The 25,914-nt window shown below is 58.3% G+C and carries 15 protein-coding genes; 1 reads left to right on the top strand and 14 read right to left on the bottom strand.

Annotation, left to right across the window (positions count from 1 at the left end; all coding sequences use genetic code 11):
- Positions 1-46 precede the first annotated feature (46 nt).
- The 8 genes from CLU87_RS03305 to CLU87_RS03270 form a co-directional block, all read right to left on the bottom strand.
- Positions 47-1,129: a hypothetical protein gene (locus CLU87_RS03305; protein ID WP_099729499.1), complete on the bottom strand. Its 1,083-nt coding sequence runs from the start codon at positions 1,127-1,129 to the stop codon at positions 47-49.
- A 33-nt stretch (positions 1,130-1,162) separates the two neighbouring features.
- The gene (locus CLU87_RS03300) at positions 1,163-2,665 is read right to left on the bottom strand and encodes a hypothetical protein (RefSeq protein ID WP_099729498.1); all 1,503 of its coding nucleotides are present in this window, start codon (positions 2,663-2,665) and stop codon (positions 1,163-1,165) included.
- Between the two features lie 2 nt (positions 2,666-2,667).
- Positions 2,668-3,483 (bottom strand): hypothetical protein, encoded by an 816-nt coding sequence (locus tag CLU87_RS03295; RefSeq protein WP_199170784.1) that lies wholly within the window; start codon positions 3,481-3,483, stop codon positions 2,668-2,670.
- Entirely contained in the window at positions 3,480-4,913 is a 1,434-nt protein-coding gene (locus CLU87_RS03290) for a hypothetical protein (RefSeq protein WP_099729496.1), read from the bottom strand. The genes CLU87_RS03295 and CLU87_RS03290 overlap by 4 nt, the downstream gene beginning before the upstream one ends.
- 241 nt (positions 4,914-5,154) lie before the next feature.
- Entirely contained in the window at positions 5,155-5,907 is a 753-nt protein-coding gene (locus CLU87_RS03285; protein WP_143227707.1) for a hypothetical protein, read from the bottom strand.
- Positions 5,908-6,001: 94 nt separating this feature from the next.
- Positions 6,002-7,225, bottom strand: a complete 1,224-nt coding sequence (locus CLU87_RS03280) for a hypothetical protein (protein WP_099729494.1) — start codon at positions 7,223-7,225, stop codon at positions 6,002-6,004.
- A complete protein-coding gene (locus CLU87_RS03275) occupies positions 7,222-7,947 on the bottom strand; it encodes a hypothetical protein (RefSeq protein WP_099729493.1) in 726 nt (241 codons plus the stop codon). Before CLU87_RS03275 ends, CLU87_RS03280 begins: the two co-directional genes overlap by 4 nt.
- Positions 7,944-11,681, bottom strand: coding sequence for an ATP-binding protein (locus CLU87_RS03270; RefSeq protein WP_158236059.1), 3,738 nt, complete (start codon positions 11,679-11,681; stop codon positions 7,944-7,946). The genes CLU87_RS03275 and CLU87_RS03270 overlap by 4 nt, the downstream gene beginning before the upstream one ends.
- 979 nt (positions 11,682-12,660) lie before the next feature.
- Here CLU87_RS03270 and CLU87_RS03265 point away from each other — a divergent pair.
- Positions 12,661-13,665 carry a hypothetical protein gene (locus tag CLU87_RS03265; RefSeq protein ID WP_143227234.1) on the top strand — a complete coding sequence of 335 codons (1,005 nt, stop codon included), beginning with the start codon at positions 12,661-12,663 and terminating at the stop codon, positions 13,663-13,665.
- A 366-nt stretch (positions 13,666-14,031) separates the two neighbouring features.
- Here CLU87_RS03265 and CLU87_RS03260 read toward each other — a convergent pair whose 3' ends face one another.
- From CLU87_RS03260 to CLU87_RS03235, 6 genes are read right to left on the bottom strand one after another with little or no spacing between them, the layout of a single operon-like run.
- Entirely contained in the window at positions 14,032-17,427 is a 3,396-nt protein-coding gene (locus tag CLU87_RS03260) for a helicase-related protein (RefSeq protein ID WP_099729490.1), read from the bottom strand.
- Entirely contained in the window at positions 17,424-19,487 is a 2,064-nt protein-coding gene (locus CLU87_RS03255; protein ID WP_099729489.1) for a hypothetical protein, read from the bottom strand. Before CLU87_RS03255 ends, CLU87_RS03260 begins: the two co-directional genes overlap by 4 nt.
- The gene (locus CLU87_RS03250; RefSeq protein WP_099729488.1) at positions 19,487-20,740 is read right to left on the bottom strand and encodes a hypothetical protein; all 1,254 of its coding nucleotides are present in this window, start codon (positions 20,738-20,740) and stop codon (positions 19,487-19,489) included. Before CLU87_RS03250 ends, CLU87_RS03255 begins: the two co-directional genes overlap by 1 nt.
- Positions 20,737-21,723, bottom strand: coding sequence for a YafY family protein (locus tag CLU87_RS03245; protein ID WP_099729487.1), 987 nt, complete (start codon positions 21,721-21,723; stop codon positions 20,737-20,739). The genes CLU87_RS03250 and CLU87_RS03245 overlap by 4 nt, the downstream gene beginning before the upstream one ends.
- 1 nt (position 21,724) lies before the next feature.
- A complete protein-coding gene (locus tag CLU87_RS03240; protein WP_233193697.1) occupies positions 21,725-23,302 on the bottom strand; it encodes a DUF2779 domain-containing protein in 1,578 nt (525 codons plus the stop codon).
- The gene (locus tag CLU87_RS03235) at positions 23,271-25,361 is read right to left on the bottom strand and encodes an ATP-binding protein (protein ID WP_099729486.1); all 2,091 of its coding nucleotides are present in this window, start codon (positions 25,359-25,361) and stop codon (positions 23,271-23,273) included. Before CLU87_RS03235 ends, CLU87_RS03240 begins: the two co-directional genes overlap by 32 nt.
- Positions 25,362-25,914: the final 553 nt, after the last annotated feature.

The raw sequence follows: 25,914 nt of genomic DNA, 5'->3' as shown, positions 1-25,914 counted from the left end.
AGGGCGTGCAGGAAGCTTCGACGGGTTCGGTCTTTCATAGCGGAGGTCAGCGACGCTGCTCGACTTTGTAGAAATAATTCTCGACAACCAGGCGAGCTCGGTCAGAGCGGACGGCGTCAGAGATGGTGCTGCGCAACTGAACGTAATGCCGACACTCGGGGTCTTGCTTCTTACTCCAGCCAAAAACACCCTGCACTCGGCTGGCGAATTCGCTATGGGCAAAAGGCGCCTCAAGGGTGCGCTGAATATCCGGAAGCGCACGAGCGTCGGCTTCACGCTTTGAGGGCCAGGCAGGGGTGACGACTACCGAATCGTCTTTGAGTTCAATGGCGAAAAGGAATTCGACTTTGCCGGACTCATCAGCCCAGCACGGGGGATAGTCGCGGCCGCCGCGGGCATCTAGCCGGTTTTTAAGGAACGCGACCTGGCCGCGCAAATCGGCGTTCTCTTTGCGAATAAGTTCAGGCTTGATACCGCCTTGGCCAAGCTCGGCAAACCGCTTCGCGTTCTGAATCACCTCGGCCATCGCTTTTTGGGTATCACCCGCAGTGGCTTCCTTCCCGAGCTGCGCCTTTACCTCTTTTCGGAGGGCTTGAGATAAAGCCAGGGCGTCCTTTGTCTGCTCGAGCAACGTAGCCTTGTCTTTGGGACCGACGGGTTTTCCAGGCTCGGCTATTTCGAGTTCTTTGCGCACGGCGCTTTGCAGCGCGAGACTAGATAGAACTTCTTCTTTGATCACATCAGACTTACTAGTATCAGCGGCACTGTCAACTTTCTTCTGAATTTCCTCTAAAGCAGTGAGCTTAGCGTCGAGGTCATCTACCTTGGCCTTGTACCGGTCTCGTTCGGCGCTCACATCGGCACTGGCCACCAGGCGCGAAATCACTTCGTCTGGCTTGAGAGCTTTGGCTCGAACAAGAGCCTCGCGAAGTTGGCTACGGGCCTGGACCAGTGCGTCCGTTGCCCTCTCGGCAGATTGGCTATTGGCGAGTTCCTGCTCGAGTTCCTTGCGAGCTTTCTGCTCCTGAAAAACCACGAAGCCTAGAAGCAGAAGCAGGATAAAAATGATGGTGAAGGCCAGCTCGGTGAGTGATAGCTGGAAAATGTTGTCGTTGCGCTTGGTTGCCACGGATAAGGGCCTCTAAAAGGGTCGGGTTCCGTGTTAGTTCGGCACAGAGGCAGAAGCGGTCAAGGGGACGGTTGCCAGCGGGCTAAGAGTGACAGACGAGGCTGAGCCGGGGGAGACGCTTTCGACGTTGAAGCCTTGCAGCGGTGCGGCCGTCGCCGGGCGAAGAGCTTTCACAAGGCTCGTCAGTTCTGCGGTGAGGTGTCGGACGTCCTGCACAGCGGTCGACTTATCTTCACTCAGTCCCGCCGTCGCGCGTACCAAGCTTTCAATCGCCGCTTTTGTACTCTCGGCAAGTGCCGTCTGATGGCTACTGTTGTCCGAGTGCGCCCGCAATGCGATAGCCACTTGCCGAAGTGAAGAAGTGACCTCGGCCCGACTGGCAGCACTTTCCTCTGAGAGAGCGTTGACTTGCTGGCCGAGCACGGTGGTGCCCGAGCCCAGAACCTTGACCTCCAAAACGGAGTCGTTCATCACTTCTGCGAGCTTGCCCAGCGTTTCATTCAGGGCGCCTAGCGTGTCGAGTTGGCCTTTGGCGCTGGCCAAAACGGCTTCTTGCTGCTCGGATATGCGCTGGAGGGCGTCCAACGAGACTTCGGCCGTTGAGACTTTGCTAGAAATGGCCTTCAGGGCCTTGTTCAAGGTAGTCGACGCTTGTGCGATGTCTGCAGCAGTGCCGGCAACAAAGCGCGTGGTCTCCCCTGTGGTGGTCTTCAGCAACTCCAGGGGCTCGGACATGTGCTGGATGAAGTAATCCTGGAAGTAGTCATCGGGGAAGGCCGTCTTTTGCAGGTGCCGTGCCGCTTCATCAGTGAACGTGGATACCCTTGATTCCAGCACGTCCAGGTTCTTCTGCACTCCAGTCGAATAGCTTTCAACGAGCGAAGAAAATTGGGCGCCCGCAGCTTTGAGTTCATTCAAGGCGTCCTCAAACCCCTGTCGATTCCGGGCGGCCATGTCGTCGAAAACCTCTGAGAACCTGAGGACGTGGGCCTCAGTAGCCTTCTCCATCTGAAGGTTTACGCGTTCCACCGTGTGCGCGGTTGCATCATCAACTGCGGTTTGAAAAGCCTGGAAGCGTTCCATCGACATCCGGAGCTGTTCTTGGAACCGGTTGGCGGCTTCGACTACGGCGCCTTCGGCGTCCTTCAGCGCGTCGGCCGCCTCTTTCTGAAAGCCCACCAGATAGACTCGAACACCCAGTCCGAATACGGTGCTGACCATCGAGGCCCCGAATCGAACGGCGATATCCTGAATCTTCGTGCCGATTTGGGGCAGGTCAAACAGGCTGAAAATGATGGACGTGATGGTGAATATGAACCCCAAGTAGTAGCAGGAGTCCGCAAACTTCTCGTCACTAACTTCTTTGTCACGGCGGGTCATTCCCGCATAGATGTACGCGGCCATAACCGCCAACGGCAGGCCGAACCCCAAAAGCCAGGGAGAGTTCGCGAACCAGCCGAGTGTTGCAAAGATGACTTTGAGAATGAGCGCCAGCGCGAAAAGCCGCTGAATCTTGAAGTCATGACGAGCTTGCATGGTTATCCCTCCAGCGGGCGCACTTCGACGATACGGGCCCCGGCTTTGTTGAAATAGTCTTCCCAGAATTTCAAGTTGCGCTTGGTTTGCAGCTTTGGCGCGTTCATCAGGTAGTGCAGCTCGACGTCTACACTGCGAAGTTCGGACTGAGCCTTACGGCCATAGTCAGACGCAGAGAACTGCTCAAAGTCCACAGTTCCTTTGTACATAGAGAACTGCGGCGTGTTGTGAAGCATGTCCGAAAGGATGACGAGCCGTCTCTCGCCCTTGATGTCATGTTTTCGAAAGCCGTTGATGGCAACCAGCTGCAGCATTTCAAATATGGGGGACGACTGGGACGCCTGTGTCGAAATCATGCTCTCGGATTGCTTGAGCATCGGCTCTAGAAATTTGCTTTCATACTGGGCGCGCAGGCGCTTCAGATTCGAATTGAGCTCGCTCCTGTCTGCACCGGTCCCAGGGTTGCATAGCTCTATTAAGGGCTCGGCCGTGGCTTTGAAGTCCTCCCCCAGCACGAACACCGAAACCAGGTAGCCGGGTGGAACACGCCGCTCGATCAAGTCCCGAAGAGTGACCATGAAGGCAGCCTTCTGGGTGAAGTTCAGAGGGTCGGTTTTGTCCACGAGTAACGTGTACTGCCCGCGCGGGCCTTCTGCGGGGCAAAGCGTCAGTTTATCTAAGGGGGGGACAGAGGACTGATGGACGTAAAAAGCTACTCCGGAAACTATGACCAGTGCTACGACGATGAGCGCTATGAGCTTTTTGAGGGTGTGGGCGGCGTCTTGCTGGGCTCGGCGGCTACGGGTGGCCATCTTCATGCCTCCTGGCTAAACTGGTTTGTGAGAGGCTGGAGCTGGTCGAACTTCTGATTGAACGCGTTCTGAATTTTCGCGGTGAGCTCCTGAGTCTGCGAAATCAGTTGGTCCAACTTCTCTCGTTGCTCTGCGAGCTTGAGCGAATCCTGGGCGGTACCAAAGTCTGGGAGCTCCAGGTCTTGCAGCGGCAAGATTTCGTCGAAGTAGGCAGGCCGGGGGGCATCGTTGCGATGCAAGGTGTTTTCTGTCCGGAAAGTGCTCAACAAGGCCTGGAGCGCTACGTAGGTGCCCGCCAGGTTGCCGTCTAGCTTCGACGACGCGGTTTTCTTCGCGTCAATGGTACTGGCGTAGAGGGCCAAGGAGGTCTGCGAAGACAGAGCAACCTCCTCCAATCGATTAAGGTACTCTTCTTTCAAACCTTCCAAGTCTTCCCGAATTTCAGCTATTTCTCGTTCGTGGATGTCTGCTGCCACGAGCGATGCACGGGCGGCTGCACCATAGCCGGGATAGCAGTCGTCTAGTTGGTGTGCTTCATAAATCGCAAAACATCCGGCAACGAAGCTGATGAAAAACAGTCCCCAAGAGCGCATATCTGCCAGTCCAAAGGGGTTATCCTTGAGATGTTGGAGCGCTACGCTAAACGGTTCGGCAGCCTCTGCTGTCAGTGCGTCCCGGATGTGGCCTATACCCAGCCCGGCAGTCACGAGCCAGGCCAAGGCGACTGCGCCTCCCACCCAGCCAGCAGCTCGCTTTGCTGGCGCCACATGTAAACGGTAGCGCACTGCAAAGAAACCCAAAAACAGGGCAATTCCAACGTTGATTGCAGCGGTAGTGCCGGCCATGATGCCGCCGCCAATTAGCCCGGAATCCAGTCCTTGCGCGAAAAAGTATGCATTTGCAAATCCTTCGCCGATAACAGCTAGAACCAGATACAGCACCTTAACCCAAACGTTCAGGCCAAGCGGGTACTTGGCCTCTCGCTGCAAACGGTTCTCCGCCTTGAATTTGAGCAGTTCATCATTGCACGCTCTTGCAGCGTCGCCCGTGGCCTTTAAGGTGGCCTCCTTTGCGGTCAGCAGCGTCCCAGCTTTTTGGCCAAATTCTTTATCTGCATCTAAGGCAGCATTCACGTTTCGCGTGATGTCGTTCAGCGCCAAAGATTCATTCAGGAGGCTGATGCGCCTGAACCCTTGCTTCACAAACTCCTGTCGCTTGCGCTCCACCAAATCGAGTACGACAACTTCGGGGCCGCTTGGCGTCGTAGCTGACGCAGCGGGTTGGCCAGCGCTGCCCATGGCGCGCGCCTCTTCGAGGAGCCTCAGGTCTTTGATGGCCTGAGGTATGTCGATGGGCCTAGTTAGGTCCTGATCATCATCGAAAGAGCTTAAGGAGGATGTTTTAAGCCAGTTGAAAATTCTCGCAATCAGTCCCATCAGTCCCACTCTCTCGGTATATTTTGTGCATCTTGTGTAACAAAGCGTGGGGATTTTGCCCGATGCGCGGAGAAAAAGAGTGGCAAACATGCGCCATATCGAACGCTTTTTGAGGGAGCTGGGCTGTTTGTGGTCTAAAAGGCTACTCGCCAGCTAGTTGGTACCGGGTACCCGTTGTAGCGGATTCAGGGGGAAATGTTCGCCTAGTGGCTGACCTAGACTAGTTGAGATGCCGAATTGCTCAGTTGTTTTCCTCAGTGCCGGTGGATGCCATGCGCTCCTGTGTGGCGCCACTACGGAGCCGCTTCATGAGCACCCAAAGTGGCACCACTGCCGGGTGCTGGCTCGCATCGAGTTGCGTCTGGCTGCCGCCCACCTGATCGTGGAAAAGTTCTCGACCCCGAACGGTATCGCACAACCCGGCAAGAACATCGAGGTCAGGCACCAGGATCTTCTCCAACCTGTCATGGGGAAGGGCGTTGGCCAGCATCAGTCCCTGGGGATCGAAGTCGAAGAACGCCCAGATCGGCTCGGATCTCCCAAGCACCAGGGCCTGTGCGTCACGGCCATTGAAGATGGTGTCCCCGCGGTAGACAACGAGTACGTTTGAGCCCTCGGGACTCAGCCAGGCGTAGCGCTCCAGGCGCCTGAAGGACTCCAGGTTTTCGACCACTATCAGGCGATCGCATTGGATCCGCGCAGCCGCTTCCATCGTAAGAGCCAAGTAGCAGCCCTCGGGGGTATACAGCTCAAGCCCGTCGAGCTCGCAATGACCCATGCACCGGATGGCCACCGAATTGGCGTGCGGGGCCTGGCTGAACGACTTTTCTGAAACGCCCCCATAGGCGGCCAGCTCAATACGCCCCGCCCCTTCCTCCATCTTGGATGTTGGGATGTCGTGAGAGCGCAGCAACTGCTCGGCGCGCAGCCAGTCCTGCTCACCGTATTCGATGTTCCGCCCGGTCGACAGTCCCAGGCTGAAATTGGTGTTCATGGACCTGGCCGTGGTGTTGCCAACCCGGGTGGACGGGCGATCAGCCACCAGGCGCTGCAGGAACCGGATCTCGGTCGAAGTCAATGACATGACGTTATGTGGGGCTCACCTCAACATCAGAGAAGGCGACGTTGATTTCGAAGGGGTCATCAAAGGAACCGCTTGCTAACCTGGTCACCAGGCCAGTTGAGCGCAACTGAAGGTTGGCAAACAGCAGCCAGGACTCGTCTCCGATCTCAGCGAGCTCTGGCCGGCCCGATTTCCAGCGCAGCAGGGAGATCGGCTTGGGCGACGAGGATGCCTCGACGCTGAGCGCCATGACAGCCTGGCGAACCGGATCAGGCGCCTCGTAGACCACATCGTTGCCGTCTGCAATCAGCACCTGGGGCTCATCAGCCTCAATGGTTCGGGTCCGCGCCTCTTGCTTCGGTAGCCTGGCCACCGCCATGAGGAGACCGGAAATGATGACGGGATCGTCGTCTGCCACATCCGGCTGTGGCCGGAAATCGATTGGATCGACCGGCACCAGGGCAACGGGGACGGATTCGTCCACGTCGATTTCCCAGCCGGCGGCCGTGCGGTGTCGAGAGAGCCACAGCGAGTAGCGCGAGAGCAGCCGCAGGGACTCATGCATCTTGGCTGCCTTGAACAGGCGATCGGTGATGACAGCCTGGGCGTCCTTGATCTGGGAAGTCCACTGATGGATCCTGGAGACGATGCGACGAACGGCGATCTGGCGAACCTCCCAGGCACCGGCAGCCACTGCCTCATCGACCACCATGTCGGCAAAGGTGCTCACCATGCGCACGTCGCTCATGAAACCCACCACCTGGTTGCGGTAGTACCGGTTCTGGCGCAGCTTGGTTTCGATGTTTTCAACGTTGCCGTACTGAGTCGAAATCAACGAGTGCAGCATCGAGAGGTTGTGCTCGATCGAGTAGACGATTTCGGAGATCGACTCCTCGAAGCCTGCCATCAGCCGGTTCTGGTCGTTAATGGCGCCTGAAGCCTGGCGGAGGCGACGCAGCTCGTACCACTGGGTTCGTGCCTGAAGGACGGTGGAGCGCACGACCCGCAGTGCCTGGAACGCGTGGTAGCTCGCCAGGTGATCCGAGAAGAACTCCCGAAGCCGGGGGTTGAGGCGGTAGGAGTCCTCATCATGGGGTTTGAGGGCACCGATGCCGAAGAGTGCCTCGATCGCGTCGTTGCGTCTACGTTCACCTCCAGAGATGGGGCCTTCGAAGGCCTCGGCGATGAGCTCCTTGTGGCGCTCCAGAAGGCTCAGCAGTTGCTGAACCTGATCGCCACGCGCGCTCAAGAGCCATCCCCGAGGGGAGCCGCGCCGCCGGCCGGCGAAAGACCGCCATCGGAGCCGAGGGCGTCGAGCCCGATCTCGCTGCGAGCGAGGTCCACAAGGTCACCTTCTTCGTTTTCAGGCACCTGGTCGTCGACCTCGGAGTCGGGAATCGCATGGTGGTCGCTCAAAAACTGCAGGACCGCGTAGATCTGCTCGATCTTGCCGCACACTTGGTAGGTGCCAGTGTCCTTATTGACCAGCACCAGGTACCCGTCTTTGGTGAGGTGATCCAGCAGGCGCTGCAGGTTGGCCAGCACGCTGTTGCTCTGGGCGGCGCCACTGATCACGTTGATCAGCGATTTGAGCTGCCCTTCAAGTATGGTGGACTGGGAGACAGCCTGTTCCAGGCTGTAGCGTGCGATGTACTCCCCCGGCGCCAGCATGATGTTGTCCTGGCCAGCCTGGCGGATGAGGTCCAACATCTGGATGTGGGGGCCGTACTTGTCACGGAACGACAGCAGCTCCGCGCGGACCTGGGTCACCTCGCGGGCGCCGATGTAGGCCGGCGCCATGAAAAAGGCACCGGTACCCCCTAAGCGCGCCAGGCGCATGTTGACTTTGGCGAGCCAGTCGTTGACTTCATCCTGTTCATCGCTGTCTTCAAGCGAAGTGAATTCATCCCGGTAGCGGATATTGCAGATGTAGGCGCCTTCGAGCAGAAGACGCAGTGCACGGACGTTCATGCACGCTCCTCGGTGGTTGGGATGCCGGTGGCGTTGGCCACATCGGCATCCTCGGGTGTGGAGCCAGTTAGGCTGGGGGAAGGGAGTGCGCCTGGCGTCTGGGAAGCTAGGGTGGGGTCTGGCATATAGACGCAGATACGACCCAGATCCTCGAAGAGGTAGCGCTGCGCAAACAATGCCTGTTGGACCGGGCCCAACTCCGGGGAGGCCGTCACGACGTCGATGCGGTTGTCTTGCAGGCGCTCCATGAGCGCGCGGAAGTTGCTCGAGTCGAACTTCCCGACCTCATCGGTCACCCAGGGCACGTGCACCGGTTCATTGCCGCGGATGGTGTTGAGCAGCGCGGTCATCAACGTGATCAGGATCAGGGATGTGAGGCCCTCGGAGGAAATGCCCTCGAGCTCTTCGGCCTTCGCAAATTCCTTGAGTCGTCCGTTGTCCATGACACGCCCGCGAAGGGTAATGTGCTTGGCTAGGCTCACCTCGAAGAGCCCGTCGGCGCGCAGTTCATTGGCAAAATCCTTGAGCGCACGCTCCACGTCGTCCGAGGGCAGGTGGCGGGTGGTGTCCACGCCTTGGGTGGCGTCTGAGACCTCGCGCGCAAGGCTGCCCATCGTGCTCAGGCTGCGATAGAACCGACCCATGGTGTCAAAGTTTGTCGTGATGTCCAGGTGCAGGTCAGATACCCGCTCAAAACACTGGACCTCAGACAGGCCCGCCTGGAGCCGGCGGTTGAACGCGGAGATCTCGCGCTCAAAGCCCAGCAGCGACTTGTGGAACGACGAGATATTGTCCAGCAGCGACTTGAGCGTAACGTTCATGTTGCTCACGATCTGCGGGCCGATCTGCCGGTGCGCCACGCACAGCTCGTAGGCGAGCTTGTAGAAGTCCTTGGGGTCGATCGGGTCGAGCAGGCTCTCTATCAGATCACGCACGGGGCTGGGCTTGGCCACTAACTGCTGGCGCAGGTTAGCCACCTCTCTCGATATCTTGTTTGAAGACGCAAGGATCTGCTGAGAAAGTTCGTGGGCTCGGTTGTGGAGCACCTCAGCAGTTGCGGTGATGGTGATCTCCGAGTTGCGTGTTGCAGAGTAGTCCCCACAGTACACGAGAGCGGCGTCGAGCTTGTTCAGATCGATCTGGGCGGCGTTCTGCCGTGACTCCAAAACCTGGTTCGCTTGAAAAAATCCCTGAGAAGTGCGCTGCATGACTTCGTTGTGATCTGTCAATACGTTCGACGCAGCGGTAAGCGACCTCGCCTTCTGATTGGCATTGGTCTCCAGGCGCTCCAGGCCAGCCGATCCAACCACCTTTTGCCACTCTCGCCATTTATTGACCAAGATCTCCTTGGACTGCAGGCCTTCGATCTCGCTCCGGAGACTGGAGACCTCGGTGCTCAGGGCGTTGAGTTTCTCGACGTCGACGTCGTCACCCTTAAGGCGGTCCTGCAGTTGCACCTCGATCTCCTCGAGAGCGGTCGCCAGATTCGAATCTACGCGGGTGATCGCCCGGTTGATCTCATCAATGCCGGCCTTGTGTTCAGCCTGGAGCGTCTTGCGGCTCTCGCTGATGGCACGAAAAATCTCACGGGCCCGCAAGTCACGTTCACCCTTGAGGCGGTCGACCTTCCGCTCGATCTCCTTGATTTCAGCGGTCAGCCGATTGAACTCAGCTTCTGCCTTGACCTTGGACTCCGAGCGCTCGCGCTCAACCCGCTGCTTGGCATCCTCTTGGCGGCCGCTGATCTCAGCAGTGCGCGATTTCTTGGCGTTGAGCACGCCGTCCGCCGTCTGGTGGGCGGCCTCGGCCGCTCGACGCGCATTCTCCAAGCGCGCGAGCTGCTCCTTATGGGATTTCCAGTTGGCCTCAGCGCGTATCGAGGCCTCCTGAAAGTCTTCTACCGCCTTCCTTGCGGATTCATCATTGGACCAGTCGGGTGCCGCCAGGGCGGAAGTCTTGAGCTGCCAGCCATAGAAAGTCGGTGAACCTTCTTCGGTCAGGGTGGGCTCCAGATCGGTATTGGCGAGCAGCCGCGGGTCCACCACCTGGGCGAGATTCAGTCTCCAAGACTGATCCTCGCTTGCTCGCAGTGCTGAAAGCAAGGTGCCGTCAGCAGGAGCCAGCAGCTGCTGCGCCTGTGCCAAGTCCTGGCGAACTTGGTTGAGCTGCTGCAGGGCTTGATTGACCGCAACTTCTTGGGCACTGAAGGCTTGCGTTGCCTGATGCATCTGGGTCGCAAGCGTGGCCATAGCGTCTTGCCCGACTGCAATCTCGTTCTGGTGCACACGCAATGTCTCGTTGGTCGCCGTCAGCGCTGCCAACGCATCCTCGCTCGCCGCCGGCGCGCTGCGTCTGGCGTCCCAGGTGCCACGCTGAGTAAGCAATGGCTCTTTGGATCCGGTGAGTTCAGTTCGCAGGCCGTTGATTTCTTCCTCCAGCTCTGAAACCTGGTTGTTCTCCAACGTGAACAGGTCTTCGAGGCCTCCGGCTAGGCGGTCATCCAAGGGTTTCTTGTCAAGCTCTAGACGGAGCTTGTCTTCGCTAGCCAGGGCTTTCGCTTTAAGTGCGAGCTCATTGGTCTTGCTGATAAGGCCAGCGTGGGCGGCCCTGAGTGTTTCGAGCTGACCGTTCTTGATCTGAAGGTCAGATTGCAGCTGCCCCAGAAACACCAGCTTGAGCTCGAACTTAGCTGCCTCGTGTTGATTGAAGTAACGGAGCTGTTCGCTCTGTTCCTGAAAAGCAGTACGCGCCTGAGTGGCAGCTTCCGACGCATGAGCCACATTGCCCTGCAAGATGCCAAGCTGCAACTGCTCGTCGCCCAACTGCTTATCCCGATCCAGTTGCGCTTGACGCATTTCGGCGGCCAGCTTCTCGATGTCTTGGCGGCGCAACAAACGCATCGCCTCAATTTCACCGCGGCAGGCGCGGATCAGCATCTCCAGGTTGCGATACGCACCAAGACTGTCCTGAAGCGCCACGATCTTGGGCTCCAGGGACAGCGCGTCCTTGCACGCCTGTCGGGTTCGAATCCATTGTTCTATCTGTCCCTTTCCCTGCCTATAGGAAAGCACCGCGCGAGCGCCACCGGCACCAAGCTCACTTTGCGCAAGGCTAACGGCCACCTGCACGATGTCAGAGAAGTTCACGTGCTTCTTGACCATGGCCGCCACCACTCGATCCAGGTTGGCCAGCGACCGGGGCCCGAACGAGAAATCCTGGCTGAGCGAGCGCAGCAGGACCTTTTCCTTGGTCTCCGCCGGCGTTCCCAGGATGACGTGGCGGTAGTCAGATGGGCTCAGCCGCTTGAAAGTCTGGATCTTCAGATCAATGGCTGCCTTCTGCGTTTCCTCCTCGCTGAGGAAACGGCCCTCGTGGACGAACAGCCCCTTACGGTAACCGCAGCGAAAGATCCTATAGCACAGGGAGTCCGGATCGTCGATGCGGCGCCGGATCACCACCAGGCGCAGGTCCGATTCAGCGTCTGATCCACGCTGATACTCGAAAGCGATCGCGCTCATGTCCGTTGGCAGTACGAATCGCACCATGTTTTGTTGCCCCTTCTGGGGGTCTACGATGGCGCTGTGCAGGTGACCGAAGAACAGGGGCAGGAGTCTGAGCGTCGTAGTCTTGCCGACGCCGTTTTCGCCAAGAACTGCGGCACCGCCGCGGGGGTCAATCGCAGTTATGCGCCCACTGGGCTTGTTCTTGTTGGTGCCCACGTTGACGAGCACCATTCGGCGCAGGCGGAAGCTTAGGGCGTTGATTGGCATTTGGCGGACGAAGAACCTTAAAAATGAGCTTTGTAAAGTGATAACAAGAATACAAAAGAATGAGCGTTATGCGCACTTTTTTGTAGTTTGCGCGTTGATTCAATCGGCATCAGAGCACCAAAAACCGAATCAGCGATCTTGCCCTGCGCTCCGGGCTCAAGAAACGGCCAGTGCTTCTTGGCTAAGAGGCGTGACTAATGGGGTGCCTCGATCTGCGGCACGCGCTTGCCACCGAGTACGCACTGCCAGCAATAGCGTCAAAGTCAGGCGACTCAGCAGTGCCTTCCTCTGGTTGGCCCTGGGGATCTCGTCATTGGGGTAGGGATTTAAGATCGCCAGGTCGCTAGTCGACCTAGGATGTGTATCTCATCCGAGTGCTTGGCGACCGCTACGGGGCCACAACCTGACGCTCGGGTCCACAAAGCGAATGCCAGCAATCGCTGCAGAGGCGACTCCAGACTTAAACCGGAGTCGCCTCGCGCGCATCCTCCACCCGTAGGTAGAGTCCTTCTCTTGAGCGGAGCCCGTACATCCCGATCAGACAGGAGAATGGAATCACATTTCCACCGCCGACGCGTCATTGGGAGTGGGCTTATTTGAATGTTCTAGCCTCGCTCAGAGGGCGTTGCCTTGCATCTGAATATCTCACCAGTTCACTACAGCTCATCTGGGCTGAGCCTCGTCTTCACGAGCCAATGCCACTTCGCTTGCTGCGAACAAACTTGAGCTTGGGGCACTCGATGACATCGCACGGATAGTCCAACCCCGCAATCGGGCGGTGCGCCTGCAGCTACAGGTAGTGAAAATCAGTGGGCAGCTCTTCTTTTATTGCAATCTGGACACTTTTGCAATGGTGAAAGTCTGGAAAAAATTCTCGCAAACCGCTAAACAAAACGCTCGCTCAAAAGAATAGAGATAGACGATTTTTAGAAAGGAAAACGTCATGTCACGACCATCCACCGCGCCAGCCAACGATCCGACTGAGACAGAATTTTTCGAAGCCCTTATGGCGCAACTTATGCAAGGCTCCATGATTCCGAAGGTCCAGGTGGAACGCTCCATCGGGCCAATACTTGGCTTCTTTCTAGCGGAAGCCTTGTCAGCCGCCCTAGACGAGGACCTTGTGTCACTATGCCCTGAGTTTCCCATTCGTAAGATGCGGCTTGACGAATCTGGGAACAACCAGTCGACCAACATCGACTGGCTGATGTTCAGTCGTTCGAAGAACGATCTTCTGCTAGTTGAGCTTAAAACCACAGATACCTCGTTCCGCGAAGAGCAATCTGATATCTACAGACGTTTGCAGGACACCATCGCCGAGAGGAACTCGGCGGCCTTTTTGATTGAAGAACTTCAGTCGATCGCTTCAGCTTCTCAGGAAGCGGGCAAATACAAAACGGTAACAACAATGCTCGAGCAGGCGTTGCGCGTTCCCGAAGGCGGTCTGCCACAGGCTCTCGGGGAAGTCAGGAATGCCCGGATCATCTACATCGCTCCTGAGGTCAGCAAACCTAGTGCGTGGCTTGATAAGGACCCGGCGATGTTGTGGTTTTCCTTCGGGGACTTGCCTGAATCTATTGAACACCGCTTCGCCAATCACTGGCCAGCAGTCCGGCAAAGCCTGGTCAGCCTGGATACCCTTTCGCGCCGAATTCGCAACGGCGCCGTGCAACGGGTAGACCAAGGTAAGAACTACCGTTTTCTGCTGTCGCTTGATGAACTGCTCGAGCAATGTCGCAAGGATAGTGGCGCGATAGTTGTCGGCCTCATGAACTGGCGCTTGGCTTTGCCCACTATGACAGCTGATCAGCTCCGCGCGAAGACTTACAAATGCGACTTCGCGCAGGGCGGAATCGGGAAAAAACTTGATAAGAACTGGATACCTGGAGATCAGTTCTTGGCGCAGGCTATCAAAATGTTGGACGTGAATCACGTCGACAGCCGGTAGGCCCTGTGATGGGAGTCGTGAAAGGCTGAGTCTCGGGACCTGCGAGCACCTATTGGAGCTATAGCCATCAATAATTCCCTGCCGCCTGCAAACGACTAGAACAAGTCGGAGCGTCGCGTCTCCTTCAGGCTGGTCTCGAACATTCACACTTGTGGTGCAGCCGGCGGCTGGGCGATTCAAAGCCACTCCTGGTTGCAGTTCTCGCGCTGGTGCATCTTGGGGTAACGCTCGCCACTTCTTGGTTGAACCGGGTACTGCAATCAGCATGGCCCTCACCACAGTGCTCGCCTTCAGCCAAAACCCCTAGGCTTCTAGCAGCGCCTTGACCGTGGCCAGGATCTGGTCGGCAATTTTGTAGAGTCCCGACTAAGGGACGCCCGGTATGGCGTTCGATTCAGCGGAAAGATCCATGCGGATCAGGTCAACCAATTCAGCGGGTAGGGACGCCAATGGAGCAGCCGAGATATTCGTTGCAACGTCCTCGTCCGCGTTAGTCGGGTCTTTGTTATCCGGATCGTCAAGCCGCTCATCAACGTCGGTCGGAAATTCAGGTTGTCCCAAAAGCACCTCGAACTTTTGTGCGCGTGAGTGGAGAGTCTTGAAGCGAAACTCGTCGTAGTCGAACGCTAGAAATGGCACGCCAATGTCAAGGCGGTGCAGTTGCGGATCAACCTGATACATGCGTTCACCCAGAGAACCGACGCGATCGAGGCGGCCGGTTCGCTGCTCAAAGCGCGCCGGATTCCAAGGGAGGTCGTGATGGATGATCTCGTCACAATTGAGGTGGAGGTCGATACCTTCTGAACCAATCGCGGTGCACACCATGATGTCAGGCAATAGTGGCGAATTGAACGCCGCGCATCGGCTAATCCGGGTCTCCGGTTTCACCTCGCCGTGGAGTTCGGTCACGATTTCCTCATCCCGCAGGTAGACGCCCTTCCACAAGCTTTGGCGACGCGAGCTGTGCTGTTGCGGCCGGCGAATGCTGCCCTGTGCGTTGCAAAGCACACCAAGGAAGCCCTCAAGCCGGTGCCAGGGTGAACGCAGGGGATGAGCGGTTGAGTGAGCGATGAGCTCAACGGCTGCCACCCCAAGTCGCTCAGCTCGTCTGCTACCGATGCTAGCCAGGGCGTCGAGTCGCAGCAGTATCTTGCGCAATCCCTGACCGACATCCAGCAAGAGGTGCGCGAACGCAGACAGATCGGCCGATCCCGCACTGTTCTGAAACTGATTGCACTCGTCCTCAAGTAGTTTCCAAAGGCGGGCATGCAAGGGGCCCGAGTCAGCGATCGGGTGCCAGATTGTCGGGCCGTTGGTGATTTCTCCTAGTGTGTCCGCCAAGGGATTGGCATGGGGTTCATCCTCCGGGTCGTCATCGAAAGACTGCAGTTCCGGATTGGACTCAAGCCGCAGATAAACGCGGAGGGCTACTTCGGATTCCAGGATGCCCCGGAACATGTCCGTACACGGGTTGTGCGGCGAGTGGGCAGCAAGCAACAACAAATCGAGGATCTTGTCGCGCTGACGGCTGTTAAAACGGCCGAGCTGCTCCTCAAGTCGTTCCAAGGCCGCTGAAATCTCTTCCTGATTGGCAATGTGTTTCTCAGAGCTTCTATGGGCGGCTTGCCACGAGCGGCTCCAGTACAGCTCCACTGCGAGGTGGTCCCTGAGGATGTCGCGGCGCATGCGTTTGGTGTCATCGATGCTGATCGACTGAAAGTCCTCCGCGGCAATTCGGTTGCGCAAGATTTGGACGATTTCGTCTTGCGTCGCCAAGCGTTCGCAGAAGATCAACGTTTTGCTGCCGGCCCGGAAATTGGCCAGCGCCCGATCAACGGTCGCCGAGACTTTTGGGTGTGTCGTCCGGCGCAACGCTGAGTCGAAGAACTTGAGGTAGCGTTTGGTTGCGCTGGAAACGCTGGCACCCGAAGTCAGGTCTTTATTGCTCTCCCGAAACGCGCTAAAGCTCGATGCAAACCCGCTCAAGAGGTGCGCATTTGCCTCTTTACCATTTTGCAACGAATCCTGTCGGACGCGCTGTTCCACCCGCATGCCCAAGTAACTCAGCAGGGCGGCCGAGGTATCACCTAGACCGGCTGCCGTGTAGAGCGCGCTGCGCGGTTGCGCGTAGTTTGGGGAACCGCTTCGCACATAGTCGCTTCCGGCGTGGAAATGGCGCTTGTCGCGCGACTTCGTATGCCGGATGACGACTTTGGACAGGCCTTGCCGCAAATCCTGAATCGACCGGTGGTAGTCGACCAATGCAGAAACAAAGGCAGCAAATTCCTCGGAGCAGGGATTGTCCGCAGCAAAGGCGGAAAGGGCGGCGACGCGGCTCGCACCATCAGGACTCGGATGGACGTCGACGAAGGACTGGAGCATGCTGACGTCCTCACGGACGAGCCGACCCCAGGCGCCCTGGAATCGGGCGCTGGCAGTGAGACAGCGTGATGCGGGTCCGTCCGCCGCAATCAGTTGGCGAACGATCTCAAGCGACTGGTCGTGCTCTGCGGCAACGAATTCGAAGATCCTTCCCAACTCATCCTGGTGTAGCTGGAACGGCGTTGCCGACATCATCAGCTTGTTGGGGATTGCCTCGCGGAACACCTGCGCGAAGTCCTGCGCGCCGTTGCTGCCGTTCTTCCAGTTATGGATTTCGTCGATGACGCTCAGGACGATATTCGCCTTCCGAAGCTTGGTTTCGACGATGCGATCAGAAAGATCCTTGATGCATCGCCCGGGATGCTCGCCCAACAGGTCCGCGATGATTTGCTCGTATCCGGCCTTGGCGATGATTGCGTCGGCCACTTCCTCGAACCCCCACAGGTTGGTAGAGTAGAGCTTGCCGATCCAGTCCCCAAGGCCTTCCAATTGTTTCTTCTTGCTCGTTGGCGCATCCGGCAACTGGCAGACGAGGTTGGATTTTTCGACCGATCCAATCACGTCCTGTCGCGTCTGCTCGCGTCGGCGCTTGAGCGCACGCGACACGATGTACGACGCAAAGAGCTTTGATTGCGGGTTGTTCGACTTGGCCCGGCGCAACTTCGACATGGCAACCACATAGACGTTGGGCTCCATGGCATCCTGCTGCGCGCCGAAGTCGCGAAGCAGTTCCTTCAGGAAGTCATACGACTGGTCTGTGGCAAGATCCCCGGCCATCTGGTCGAAGCGTTCTGGTTCAAGTGACTTCTGTTCGTCCAGATAGTTGTTCAGCGCCAGCTGCGACAGATGCGAACTGAGCGCCAGAACGTCCGGATGGAGGTCGTCGAGCCCATCGCAGATGGCCCATCGTTGACGATGCTTGCCGCGCTTGCGGCGCGCGTCAAACCACTTCAGCACGAGGTACGCGAAACTCTTCAGCATCGTTTCGGAGATTCGTGGGACGTCCACGTTATCGTAGTCGTGCAGGTTCTGCACCAGGTCCCAGTAGCCACCTACGACGAGTGGGCGCAGCTGTTTTCGCCCCTTGTGCTGAAGGTAGTCGCGATTGAAGGTGCGGATTTCCTGTTCCCACTTCGCGCTCAGCAGATCGTTGGGAACGACCAGTAGCGCCTTGAGGTTGTTGCGACGTGTTTCGAACAAGTGAGTGGCGATTGCAGCCAGCGCGGTATAGGTCTTGCCCATGCCGACCTCATCGGCTAGCAGCACGCAAGCGATTCCTTTCTTGTGGCGCTCGCGGATGACCGTGGCGGTGTAGCGCTGCCGATTCCAGTCTTCCTGGACGCGCGGGTCGGGTGCCTGTTCGTTGAGAAGTTGTTTCATGGTGCGAACCGTAATTGACCCACGACAAACGCGTGGTAATCGGCAGCAAGGGCATCGGCTCCCTTGGCCGCGTCAAGCGCTGATCTGATCCCTGCTACCAGTTTGGCGAATTCACTGCGTTCGGTTGCCGAGGTCTGTCGTGCCAACGACTCAACGAAGAGGCCCAGCTCACCCAGCTTGAACAAGCGATCTGCCGGCTGCTGCACGGGTTCGCGCTGCAACAAGGTCGCCAGACCCGAAAGGGGTTCGACGACCTGGCTACGAATGGCACGCTGGCGGGCGGACGGGTCGTCGACCTTGAGTGATTCGACCAGGCGTCGTTCGAAGCATCCCTCAACACTGGAAAACAAGGAGAGGTAGTGCTGCATGGCGACTACACAGTTCGCCTCGCGATCAACGTCGAGCATCGCGACCGGTAGGGCCGCACTGTTGCGGCCGTCCAGCCATTGCGTGGATTCCGGGTCCTCTCCTTCATCGGCACCGTTGGGACTAAGGTGGAAGGCCAGCCAGTCCCAACTGGACGCGTGCATCAAGGCTTGTCGGTCGGAGATGATTTCACCAGCGTACTGGAACGGGAACCAGAACCTTCGATCGGCCTTTTTCCGATGCCGAAACTCGAGCGTGCGGCCGCCGAGCAGCGTATTACGGAACTGGCCGATGGGGATGTCCTGTGATACACCATCAGCAAATGTTAGACGCATGTCCGCCCAGTGGATATCGTATTCCGCGATCCGCTCCAACTGGGTACCGTGCACCCTAAACCGGAAGCAGTCGGAACCCGGTGACGGGGCGAGTACGAAGAAATCGATGAAGCCCGGGAACAGCGAATCCTCGACGATCTCCTCAGGATCCAGCTTGGATGGGGACTCAGGCGGTAGCGCAGGCAGTTCTTCGAAATGGTTGCTGGGTGCGACCGACAAGCCCCGCAAAACGACCTCGCGCAACGCGTGGGCGTTGTCGATCCGCTCTATGAAGCCCAGTTCGCGGTTGTCACCGAGCCAAGCCTTGCGCGAAAAATTCGCGCTGCCCAGGTAGGCGACGCCGGCGCCATCCTCCGTCGCTAGCAGCAGGATCTTCGCGTGCAGCACGCGATTGAGTGCCAGATCCTTGGTGGAGTTGCTGCCCTGCCGTTCGATCCGTGCGCGTTCATCAGCGAGAATCGTTTCCGGAATCAGGCGAAGGGCCGATTGGTCCGGTGCGAAATGCCTGCCGAAGTGGGCCCTGGAGAGGCTCGCCTGATTGGCTGCATCGGTGACGATTTCCAGGCGGGAGAGCGTCGGGAAGCGACTACTGATCTGCTCGGCGATGCAATGAGGGGCTGGGTTTTCGTCGAAAAAGGGGGAGACGACAAAGAGGCTCGTCGGTGCTTGCTCCGGGAACCAGGCATCCCACTGGTCAACCAGCGCGTCGAGGCCGGAGCGCTCTCCGTAGCCGGAAGTCAGTAGATGACCGGGCCTGTCAGGGGCCGGCGGTGGAAGTCTCCAGCCGCTGGTTCGCGCATCCAAGGTTGTCAGCGCAGCGGCCAGCGCCGAATGCGAGGACGCTTGCGCCTCGGTCAAGTAGTGCTCCCGAAGAAACGCGATCCATTCGACCAGTATGTGCGTATCCGCCGACTTGGCGGACTGCCAGGTCCATTCCTGTAGGACCTCGCGATTGCGAAAGAGCCCGGTGTAGGTCAGGTTGAAGCTTCCAACGACCAATCGGATCGCCTTACGAGTGACGATGCAGTAAGCCTTGCTGTGGTGACAGGAAAACCCTGGGGTCTTGCAGGGGTGCAATTCCAAGAATTGTGGCAGGCGACCGAATGGTTTTGTCTTGCGTGCGTCGTAGAAGACCACGGGCCTGATGGTCGACAGCAGCTTTAATCCGGAACGGGCCAGGTCCTTTTGCTCTTCCAGGGCGCGGTGTTGCACCAGATTCAGGAGCTGCTGCTCATCGAACTCAAAGGTGAGAACCATGAGGTGTTCAATCGGATCGTCCTCCGCGAGCGCCACAGCTGCCGAGAAGATTTCGGAGAAATTAAGGAAGTCGCCGGACGGCATTGGAAGCTTTTTAGCCATCACTGGATTCCTGCGTACTGCTGCCACAGCTGGGCCCGCTCAAAATGCCAATTGCGGCGGTAGCGCCATTGGGTAGCCGGCAGCAGCGTTTCGGGCGCATCGGCGACCGATTTGAAAAATTGCATGAATTTCTGACCATCGACGCGATCCTGGACAGCGATCCCATCTCCCGTGATGAAGGGGGACGTTCCCTTGCCGCGCTGGTGCGCCGAGTGGTGGGCAAGGACCGTTGCCACCATCGTCGGAAAATCCGCTATGTTCTCTAGCGTGCCCGGCAGCGCCCAAAACTCACGTGACCCCTGCACGGCGCGGAACGCGCGCGCGGCCTCACGAACGTCGTTCGTGACCTGGGTTGGCAGGCTATTGGCGGACAGACCGATCTTCTGGACGTAGTCCAGACGCCTGACGTACTCCCATTCGAAAACAAACTGGACGAGACCCGATAGCCGTTCGAAACAGTTGCAAAGCTCGATTCGACGGCAAAGCTCCGGGTGGGCCTTGTAATGCGCCAGCAAGCCCTGGAAGAAGCCAGCGTAGGTGTCCGCCTGGCGGCCGAGGGCAAGGACGTCTTCGGGAACCGGCTCGTCCCATAGCGGAGCAACTAGGAGTTCACGGCGACAAAGATCATGAATAAGGGCTTGCCAGGTTTTTCGCTCTGCAGGCTCGGGTTCGGCATCCAGGCGATAAACCCGCGCCCACTCGTCGAGTGCAGCATCGGCAAACAAATCGGCGCCCGACATCCATCGGTTCGCAAGGTTTTCGAAATCAAATCCGTTCCGGTGCCGCCAGGCTTCGGCAAGTGCTGCGCCGCTGGCGGACAACCCGGCGCCATTGGGCTGGAGAATTCGCCACGTCGTGCTGGGGCCCCCGTAGTGGCCCAGTGCACCGTAGTTGAGGCGCGCATACAAAGCCGGTCGTTTTTTCGCATCGTCCAAGCACAAGGAATCCTGGCCGGTGAGAGGCTCGTACTTGGTCACATTGATGACCGAGTCGCCACCGCGAACGCTCAAAACACCCCAGAGAATTTCAAGGTCGCGCACCCGCCGAAGGAAGTTCTTTTGGCCAGGCTTCAGCGAATTCCGCTCCAGGAAACTGAACGCAAACGCCAAAAAACCTTGGTAAGCGGGATGGTTCGTCAGAACGGTGAAAGGGCGGAAGAGTCCGGAGGAGATTTCCCCCGCAGGTTTCAGGTAGCCCAGCGGGTCAACGGAGTTGCCAGCGGATTCGGTGATAACGAAATCGGTAAATTTCATGGCGTGAATGTGGACTTTGCTGAATTTTTTCTCGTGCGGCGCACACGGGAAACGGCGTCCCCAAACCCACGCAACCACCACTCCAGCATCGCGCTGTCGACCACCGTGGCCGTGATTTCCAATTCGCCGTCCTCAAGTTCAACCACTTGTTGGTCGCTGGACAATGGTGACTCTATGAGGTGCAACCCCGCACTGCGTTCAATGCGAAAGGCCAGACGTACCTTTTCGCCCTCACCGAACCCAAAACGCCCGTCATCGTCGTAGCGCTTGAGGTCAAACGTCTTGGGCCGCTCGAAGGTGAGCGTGGAAACTTCGGCCGCAGCGATGCGATGCAGTGCCAGGTTGCGTTCGTTGTCAAAGCCCTGGTAGCGGCAAACGAGATACAGCCGCGATCCCTGTTGCACCAGGCCCAGCGGCATCACGTCTGCGCTGGTGCGTTTGCCGCCTGCATTCTTGTATTCGATGTGCAGCCAGTGATTGCTGTACAGCGCTTCGCTCACTGCCTCAAACACACCGAAAACAATCTTGGGCGGTAGCAACGGCTGGCTGGTCGCCACCACTCGTACCTTCCCAGGCCATTCGCGTTCCAGGCGGGCGCTGCTCTCCAGACCCAGATTGCGTCTCGCTTGACTGAAAAACGCATCCATGGACTTCATGAGCCGGGGCGGCAACAAGTTCTTGAGATGCTCCTCTGCCAATTGGAGTAACAGGGATTCCTGCGGCGTGAGGTTGGGCACGGCCAATGCCTTGGCCTGCTCCAGCCATCGATAGCCATAGGGCTTGCTGCTGTCGTCGCGCTCGATTTCGAAGTGCTCGCTGAGCATTTCCAGCTGACGCTGGATGGTGCGCAGTTCGCGTTCAATCCCTGCGTGCTGGAGCTGCTGGTGCAGCTCGCTGGCAGTGACCTTGCGGCCACGGGGAATACGGCGCAGCAGTTCGACAGCGAGCTTGACCGTTTCGAGGGTGTCGGATCGTTTCGCCATATCAGATCTTCAAAGACGAGTTGGAGAACGCAGCCCACAGGCGGACCATGGCGTAGGTGTCGAGCGCGCAGTAAGCCAGAAGTTGGTGCTCAATCTCAGCCTCGCGTGCCGCCGAGGTTTGCGGCGAGATCGCCTCCAGAAAAACCTCCATGGCCATGCCGCCATCCTGGACGCCATCAAGGTCACCGTAGGTCAAGTCTGGGCACAGCGCTGGGAGTACCGCCTTGATGCTCCAGCTCCCTTGCTGGCTTGGGTGGTAGTAGTGCTCACGCGCCACAGGCAGCAGATCCACAACACGCTCGTTCAGCGCCAGGAGGGCTTCGGACAGTCGTGGAAAACGCTGCGCCAGATCGCGGATCCGGGCCATTTCAAAACCAGCGTTGTAGACAAAGATGGGGCCACGCTCGCCGCATGCACTGAGCAATGCTTCAGCAAAGGCTTTTGAGGGGTCACCGCCCGAGAGATCAAGAAAAGCCTGCTGTTCGAGCTTCCCGGTACGCGCGAGGCGATGCACGCTGAACTGAAACGGGATCTGCTGGTAAGGGCGTGTACCTTTCCAGATCGGTACTGCGAACTGGATGGTTTCAAAATCCATAAAAAACGCGGGCAGCTTGTGCTGGGCCAGTTCTTGCAACGCACTCTTCTGATCAAAGTACGTCTTTCCCGTGAGCGTGGCCGCCTTCACACGCCTTTGCTTGTCATTCAGCAGCGCATCTGGCACATCGCGTAGTTCGCACACTCCGTGGGCCTCAACATGTGCTTTCAGTCCCTTGCTCTGTGCCCCGGGCAGCCAATGCAAGGGCTGCTCTGCTTGAGGCTCCTGGCTTTGGCAATAGGAGAAGAAACCACACTCATAGGGAGCGCTGCACTGTTCGCCCGTTGAGACGCGAGGCTCCTTCTTCTTGGCAACGATCCCGTGGGACTCTTCGATCCAACTGCGAACCTCCGTCCCGCGAGAAAACGCTTCGTCGGTCAGATCGTTCTCGACCAACAGCCCGCTGTAGTCACCACCGCCTGGATAGACCCATGAACTATCAATATGGGCCAGCGCAATCCCAGTCAGAGGCACCCCCGAGGAGCGAGCCAGAAATGCTTGCACGGCGGCGTCGTCCCGGTGGTAATCCTTGACGGAGGTGGATGACTTCACCTCCACCATCCGCCAAGCCCGTTTGCCGCCGCGCTTGACCGGCAGCATCACGTCGGCAAAGGCCAGTGCCCCTTCGGCGCGGAACCCAGCCTCAAAGATCGGCTGGTTCGCTTGCAGGAGCGCTTGCGTCCGCGCAAAGGCTGCCTCGAAGCCCCCTACTTTGAAATCGATCAGCGCGCCTTTGCCCTCGGGGTCATAGACCTGCCTGGCAATGTCTCCAACCTGATGACCCACCGTAAAGCTGGCCTGGGTGGCAGAGGAGTCTTCGCGCAGGTCCGGGCGATGTACCTCCAGCCACAGCCGCTTGGGGCACTGCCGAAACGCCAGCAGCTTCGATTTGGAAAGCACACGCAAGGCCGACTCCCTCTTGTTTGAAAGAAATTCTCCCATGGGTTTGTGCTCACAAAAACCCAATGGCGCGATTCGTGCCATGTTTCACTGCGCATTCGGCTTCGAGGGCCGATACAAGGGCGGTAGCAGACGTGATGGGCCGGAATCGGTGCTGGCGCACCACGGCCGCAAAGTCGCCTGGCGTCAGCGAAACCAGCCGCGAAATCCTGGCTTGCTCTTCGGGCTGCGGTTGCGGCAGTCCGAGTCCTTCGCAGTGGCACGACAGCAGCGCCCACGCCTGGTCGGCGCGCAGATAGTCGAACTTCACTTTGAGGTCAAACCGGCGCAGCGCTGCTTGGTCCAGCCCTTCCATCAGGTTGGTCGAGGCCACAAACACCCCCGAGAAGGACTCCATCTGGGTCAGCATTTCGTTGACCTCGCTCACTTCCCAGTTGTGCTGGGCGCCCCGCCGATCCTGCAGAAAGCTGTCCACCTCATCGATCAAGAGGACTGCGCCATCGTTTTGCGCTTCGCGAAAGGCTTTGGCGATGTTCTTTTCGCTCTCACCCAGCCACTTGGATTTCAGATCGGAAGCGCGTTTGACGAGCAGGGGAACGCCGAGCTGCTGAGCGAGCCAGCGACCGTAGGCAGTTTTTCCGGTACCGGGCGGCCCGTACAGACAAAGCCTGCCAGAGCGTGCCGCGACAAGGCCTGCGGCTACGGCTGCCAGATCCACATCGGCATGGATAAACCCTGGGTCGTAAGCCTCCGGCAACCTGTTGGCATCGTGCGAGAGAAGGGGTTCGTGCCCCTGGGCTTCCATGGTGCTGGAGATCAAGCGCTCCAACGCAGCTGCCGTCTTTTGAGGGCCAAGGTCGTCCCGGATCAGGCGGATGACTGAACTCGCCTTTGCGACCACAGCTGGGGCAAGGGCTTCGGCCTCTGCGATGCGGGAAATCCGGTTGGCATCAAGCAGCTCACCGCAACTGCTTTGCAAAATCCGTTCACGCTGCGTCTTGGGTGGGATGGGTAACTCAAACACCATGTCAAAGCGGCGAATGAAGGCGGGATCTAGACCTCGCAGGGAGTTGGACATCCACAGTGTGGGCACCGGGTTCTCTTCCAGCATCCGGTTGATCCAGGCCTTGCGCAACTGGGCGGTGCTCTTGCTGCCGAAGAAGCTGTTTCCGTCGTTGAAAACGTCCTCCACCTCGTCAAAAGCGATCATTGCCTGCTGTTGAGAAAAGAAACTCTGTGCAGCACGAAAGGCTCGTAGGCGGTGTTCTCCATTAATCGGGTCACCGTCTGCGTCTTCGCTGGCGACTTCGAACAGCTCGTACCCCATCTCCTTGGCCAAGGCCCGCGCCAGCTGGCTCTTGCCTGTTCCCGGTGCGCCGTGCAGGAAGATGTTCACGCCACGCCGACCAGTGGCCATGGCATTGCGCAGATAGGGACACAGAATCTCCAATGAGGACTGGATGTGGCTGTAGTCGGCCAAGCTCAGTTGAGCGGGGCCTGCTGCAGACACGGTGCCCCGCAGCAGGCTGATAGGGTCGGCTTTGGAGGCAGCCATCAGGTCAGCAAACCCTTCAGAAAGCAGATCCAGCTTGTAGCGCAATGCGCCGCGCCCCCTCCGGTCCATCATGACCAGCCCCGACCTGGCAAGAATGCCTGTGGCGCTCAGTGAAGCGCGAATGTCTGGCTCGGGCAGATCAAGAATGATGGACAAGGCATGAATGATCTTGACGGAAGACAGATCGCCCAGCCATTCAGACGCGTCATCGAGGAGACGCTCGTTATGAATGGACACCGTGAACTCCAACACCTTGCAGTCGATCATGCTCAACCCCACCAGGTTAGATAACTGATCGATGTTTTGGCTCAGAAAAGTTGACTGGCGCTCCCCGTACCACTGCCTCTCCGCCTTCTGATGCAACTGGCGCAGTTCGGATTGCACTGCTTTCTGATCAAACTCGCGTGTTTCGGAATCGATCCAGTGACCGAGTCCGATCACTTCGGCGAGGGTATCGTTGTTGAACCCGTGTGGGTGCACAAACTGGCGGTACCCCCCCAGTGGAACCAGAACGCGAAGCAGCCAGAGGCGAATGATCGGTTCAATGCTGCCTGGGTTGTATGAGATTGCCGCTCTACGTTTTGCCATGATGGTGGTCTCTCCTTATCGATGAGATCCATCATCCGGGTGGCTGCGACGTAATGTGTCGCATGCAGTGTGGATGGAATGACTGGGGGCGCGTGCGTAGACTGCGCCCCCAGAACCTGAAACAACCGGGTCGTCAGCTCGTTGCGGACGGCGCCAGCGCACTCCAAAGCGCCGCCTCACTGGGGTGACCGGCTTCCACTGCGTCCATGAAATGGGGCGTGCACCTCAGCCAATCGCTGAGTTCAAGTCCTCTGTTTGCGGGCCGCTGGGGCGCCTCCAAAATTCCCGTGACCTGTAGCCTGTGAGGGGACTTGTGGCCCCGGATTTCGTCGGGAGATACGGCCAAGACTTTAGCCAGGACCGACCAGGCGTGGTCTTCGGAGCGCAAGGCAATGGTGGGTGGGGTAAACCGGGTGAAGCAGTAGGACCAGAGTACCCATTCGCTTTCAGCGGGTGTCAAGATCAAGAGACGCGCCAACATCTGGAAATTGCGTTCCAAGGGCGAAGGGCCGGATGGCACGGAAGGCGGCAACGCAGCAAGGCGTGCAGCCAA

This window comes from Acidovorax sp. 59, from assembly GCF_002754175.1.
Lineage (GTDB): Bacteria > Pseudomonadota > Gammaproteobacteria > Burkholderiales > Burkholderiaceae_C > Acidovorax > Acidovorax delafieldii.
Note: the sequence above shows the minus strand (reverse complement) of the source record. Positions and strands in the feature narration are given on the sequence as shown.